The organism is uncultured Streptococcus sp., assembly GCF_963528215.1.
Classification (GTDB): domain Bacteria; phylum Bacillota; class Bacilli; order Lactobacillales; family Streptococcaceae; genus Streptococcus.
In genome coordinates, this window is record NZ_CAURVL010000053.1 from 1 (window position 1) to 4842 (window position 4842).

The window sequence follows — 4842 nt, forward strand, 5'->3', positions numbered from 1 at the left end:
TTTTTGATATAATAGACTCTATGAACACAAAAGAAAAAATTTCAAATTATCAACTTTTACTGGCACAGCTGGAAGCTTTGTTGGAGGGTGAGACCAATGCTTTGGCCAATCTTTCCAATGCTAGCGCCCTGCTCAATCAAGCTCTTCCTAATTCTGTTTTTGCAGGTTTCTATCTTTTTGATGGGAAAGAGCTGATTCTGGGGCCTTTTCAGGGAGGTGTTTCCTGTGTCCATATTACGCTAGGCAAGGGTGTCTGTGGGGAATCCGCGGAGAAAGAGCAGACGATTATCGTAGATGATGTGACCCAGCATGCCAATTATATCTCTTGTGATAGCCGGGCTAAGAGCGAAATTGTGGTGCCCATGGTAAAAGACGGTCGACTTCTGGGAGTACTGGATTTGGACTCAGCCTTGACGGGTGATTATGATAAGGTAGATCAGGAATATCTGGAAAAGTTTGTTCAGATTTTGCTTGAAAAAACGACCTGGAATTTTGGAATGTTTGGAGAAAAAGCCTAATGTATCAAGCTTTATATCGGAAGTACCGCAGTCAGACCTTTGGTCAGCTGGTGGGTCAGCAGGTAGTGGCCACCACTCTCCGGCAGGCTGTTGAGCAAGGGAAAATCAGTCATGCCTATCTCTTTTCTGGTCCTCGTGGAACAGGGAAGACCAGTGTTGCTAAGATTTTTGCCAAAGCTATGAATTGTCCGAATCAAAAGGACGGTGAGCCCTGCAATGACTGCTATATCTGCCAGGCCATTACTGAGGGAAGTCTTGAAGATGTTATCGAAATCGACGCTGCTTCTAATAATGGGGTAGATGAGATTCGTGACATTCGGGACAAGTCAACCTATGCACCCAGTCTTGCCAAGCACAAGGTCTATATCATTGACGAGGTCCACATGCTCTCGACTGGGGCCTTTAACGCCTTGCTCAAGACCTTGGAAGAACCGACAGAAAACGTAGTCTTTATCCTAGCGACGACAGAGCTGCATAAGATTCCAGCGACCATTCTTTCGCGCGTCCAGCGTTTCGAGTTTAAGTCTATCAAGACGCAGGACATTATTGGCCATATCGAGTGGATTTTGGAGCAGGAAGGCATTGATTTTGAGCAAGAAGGTGTGCAGATTATTGCCCGTCGAGCTGAGGGCGGTATGCGGGACGCCTTGTCTATCCTCGATCAGGCTCTTAGCTTGACTCAGGAAAATCGTTTAACTACAGACATAGCTGAAGAAATCACTGGATCCATCAGCTTAGGAGCCTTGGATGCCTATGTAGCAGCCTTGATTTCTCATGATGCAGTCACAGCCTTGGATAATCTCAATCTGATTTTTGACAGCGGTAAAAACATGGCTCGTTTTGTGACGGACCTCCTGCAATATCTGCGTGACTTGATTATTGTTAAAACTGGCGGGGAGAATCATCATACCAGTGAGCTCTTTCTGGAAAATCTCAAGACACCGCAGGACACTCTCTTTGCCATGATTGATATGGCGACCAAGAGTTTGGCAGACATCAAGAACAGCCTGCAGCCCAAGATTTATACAGAAATGATGACCATTCGACTGGCAGAGACCAGCAACCATCCTGCAGCGGCAGCGATTCCGGATAATCTAGCTGATGAGCTCAAGGGCCTGAGGCAAGAGATTGATAGTCTTAAACAGCAGCTGGCTAATGGCAATGGGAAACCTGCAGCAGCTGTCAAAACTTCGGATATTCGGCCGCAGAAGTCTAAGGGATATCGAGCAGACCGCAATAAGGTCAATGCCATCCTAGAAGAGGCTGTTGAGAATCCTAGTCTGGCTCGCAGCAATCTGACTAAGCTGCAGAATGCTTGGGGTGAGATTATCGAAAGTCTGGCTGGAGCTGATAAGGCCTTGCTGGCAGGATCGCAGCCGGTAGCGGCCAATGAAAGTCATGCTATCTTAGCTTTTGAGTCTAATTTCAACGCTGAGCAGACCATGAAGCGGGACAATCTCAATACCATGTTTGGCAATATCCTCAGCAATGCAGCAGGCTTTTCACCAGAGATTTTGGCTATTTCCTTGGAAGAGTGGACCAAGATTCGGGCGGACTTTTCAGCTCGCAGCCGCAATGGCAAGGCGGAGGCTGAAGAGAAGGAAGAGGAAAGCCTGATTCCAGAGGGATTTGACTTTTTAGCAGAAAAAATTACCATTCAAGAGGATTAAAAAAAGATTTTTCTAGGCTTTCGTGTTATAATGAATCTATGAACAGACGACAATTTATTGTAATGGCTGTTTTTACAGCCTTAGAAACCTATTTTTTCAATGAATCCATCATGGCGGGGCGCTATTTCATGGCTGCTTTCTGGGCAGTTTTGGTGCTGCGTAATCTGCAGATTTCCTATGTCATGGGGCGGATTGTGGATGAAATCGATAAACATTTAGGACCGAAATAATGAAAACAGGACTGAGTCATTAGACTCAGTCCTTTTGAAATCGAATCTTTCTGATTACCAACTGGTTAGCGAGACTTCGCCGCTGTTGAGCCAGATTTCCTGACCATCTGTCAGCTGGACTAAGAGCTGCCCGCTGTCTGAGATATCCTTGGCCAAACCTTGGTAGTCCACGCCTTTTTGGCTAAAGGTCACTTGTCGTCCCAGCACCAAGGAACGCTGCTTGTAGAGATAGATGAGCTCTTCTGGGTCGCTTTCGTAGAAGCATTTCCAGATCTCGGCAATGAGCTCATTGCGACTAATGGCTGGTTTCTCTTCAAAGAGGGAGCCAGCTTTTTCTTTGATGTCGGCTGGAAAGTCTGTTATGAAAAAATTAAAGCCAACACCAATGATAACATCAGTGACGAGCCCTGTCTCAATAGAAGTTGTAGCCTCGGTCAGGATGCCGGAAATTTTCTTATTTCGATAGTAAATGTCATTGACCCACTTGATATCAACCTCTATAAGGGTTAGATTTTTTACTGCCTTGTAGATAGCTCCTGCGGTCAAGATTGTATAGGAGGGGAGCTGGTCGAAGGGGAGGTTGGGCTTGAGGTGGAGAGACATGTAAAAGCCGCCCTGGCTGGGGCAGAAGAAGGCACGACCGAAACGGCCACGGCCAGCAGATTGGGCAGCGGCCAGATAAAGAGTGTTGGCCGGGCGTCCGGCCTCCATGCCAGCCTTGGCGTCCATCTGAGTGGACTGGCAGTCAGGATTAAATGAGACCTGAACAGGGGAATTTGCTTCAATCCAATCAGTAATAAGCAAGTCACCCGCTGTCAATCGATAGCCTCGGTTTTTGACGGATTCGACTTGGATGCCTTCTTTCTCCAGTTTTTGAATGGCTTTCCAAATGGAAGTTCGTGAAACGCCCAATTCTTGGGCTATTTTTTCGCCGTTGACATAGTCGTCAGCCTGACTGAGGATGTCAAAGATTTTTTCGTAGGTTTTCATAGGCGGTCTTTCTAGCTTAAAGGCTGCTTTCTCTTAGTGTCAGCTTGGTTGAGAGCTTAATCATGTAAGAGATGGGGCTTTCGTCGGTTTTAATCACCTGGTCTAGCATTTGCAGAGCTTGCTTGCCCATTTCCTCTGTAAAGACTGTCACAGTGCTGAGAGGCGGATAGACGTATTTGGCGATAGATGTATCATTAAAGGAAATAATCTGGACATCTTGGGGAACAGCTATTCCCGCTTCCTGAAGAGCACGGAGGGCACCGACAGACAGAGCATCGCTGGCTATGAAAAATGCTTTGGGCATCTGTTCTTTTTGTTCGTCAATCATGTCTTTCATCAGCTGGTAGCCCGACTCTGAGGAGAACTTGCCTGTCTTGACATAAGTCGGCTGATAAAGGCCTTTGTCACTAAGGTAACGGCAGAAGCAGGCCAAGCGCGGATCGTCAAGACTTGTCGCTCCGTCTGCGGTCTCTTCACGTCCAGCAATCATTCCGATTCCTCGAATGCTCTGCTGAAGAAAATGGTCAAGAACATGAATAACGGCATGCTCAAAGTCCGTTGTCACACAGCTGTGGCCTTGGTCGAGCGTATCGCTGTCCACGAAAACCAGGGCAGGACTGTATTGCTCCAGCTCCTTGACTTGCTTGCTGCTGAATTTTCCGATGGCAATGATGCCGTCAATCTGTTCTAGCTGGCTCAGAGAGTCGTTGTTGAAAATACGCACGATATCATAGCCCAGTTCCTGGGCTTTCTTTTCGATGCCTAAGCGGATGGAGTAGTAGTAAAGATCATCCAGCTCTTCCAGCTCTGTGTACCATTCAACGATAGCGATGCGATGGGTTTGAGATGCAGTCTTTTTCTGCCTGTTGCTTTTTTTGTAGTTGAGCTGTTCAGCGATATCGAAAATCTTTTTGCGCGTCTCATCGCTGACAGACATGGACTTGTCATAGTTCAAAACCCGCGAAACAGTTGCGGGAGAAACACCAGCAGTCTGGGCGATATCTTTGATAGTAGCCATTTGATTTGGTCCTTTTTAATTTACTGTCTACATAAATTATAACTCAAAAATTAGTAAATAACAAAGAAGAATTTAGTAAATATTATTGCGGCAATTTGTTAACTAAAATTTTACTAAATTTATTGAAGTTTTACTCAGAAACAGTTATAATAAATATAAGAAAACGATTACAATGTCGATCATTCATTTTAAAGGAGTTTAGCTTATGTCAAACCTAATTTCAGCGGAGCAAGTCCGCGCAGATTTTGCCAAGGTTTTTGGAGTAGAAGCGGATCACACATTCTTTTCACCCGGTCGGATTAATCTGATTGGTGAGCATACGGACTATAACGGCGGCCATGTCTTTCCTGCAGCAATTTCCCTAGGAACTTATGGAGCGGCTCGCAAGCGGGACGACCAGCTCTTGCGATTCTTCT

The 4842-nt window shown here is 46.0% G+C and carries 6 protein-coding genes; 4 read left to right on the forward strand and 2 right to left on the reverse strand.

The features are described 5' to 3' along the window. Window positions 1-20: 20 nt before the first annotated feature. Genes RWS24_RS10570 through RWS24_RS10580 form a run of 3 tightly spaced genes read left to right on the forward strand, consistent with a single transcriptional unit; the run spans window position 21 to window position 2418 of the window. Window positions 21-518: a GAF domain-containing protein gene (locus RWS24_RS10570; protein ID WP_314367378.1), complete on the forward strand. Its 498-nt coding sequence runs from the start codon at window positions 21-23 to the stop codon at window positions 516-518. Then, entirely contained in the window at window positions 518-2188 is a 1671-nt protein-coding gene (gene dnaX / locus RWS24_RS10575) for a DNA polymerase III subunit gamma/tau (RefSeq protein ID WP_314367369.1), read from the forward strand. The genes RWS24_RS10570 and dnaX overlap by 1 nt, the downstream gene beginning before the upstream one ends. A 38-nt stretch (window positions 2189-2226) precedes the next feature. Next, a complete protein-coding gene (locus RWS24_RS10580) occupies window positions 2227-2418 on the forward strand; it encodes a DUF3272 domain-containing protein (RefSeq protein WP_002895701.1) in 192 nt (63 codons plus the stop codon). 54 nt (window positions 2419-2472) lie between these two features. On the opposite strand, the gene birA is transcribed toward RWS24_RS10580, so the two are convergent. Together birA and RWS24_RS10590 are read right to left on the reverse strand one after the other, a co-directional pair. After that, complete coding sequence (birA, locus tag RWS24_RS10585; RefSeq protein WP_314367372.1) at window positions 2473-3408, reverse strand: bifunctional biotin--[acetyl-CoA-carboxylase] ligase/biotin operon repressor BirA; 936 nt, start codon at window positions 3406-3408, stop codon at window positions 2473-2475. A 16-nt stretch (window positions 3409-3424) separates the two neighbouring features. Next, window positions 3425-4426 (reverse strand): LacI family DNA-binding transcriptional regulator, encoded by a 1002-nt coding sequence (locus RWS24_RS10590; RefSeq protein WP_295345792.1) that lies wholly within the window; start codon window positions 4424-4426, stop codon window positions 3425-3427. 205 nt (window positions 4427-4631) lie between these two features. On the opposite strand from RWS24_RS10590, the gene RWS24_RS10595 reads away from it, so the two are divergent. Next, window positions 4632-4842 (forward strand): galactokinase family protein (locus tag RWS24_RS10595; protein ID WP_314367375.1); only part of this gene is annotated, 211 nt, incomplete at its 3' end.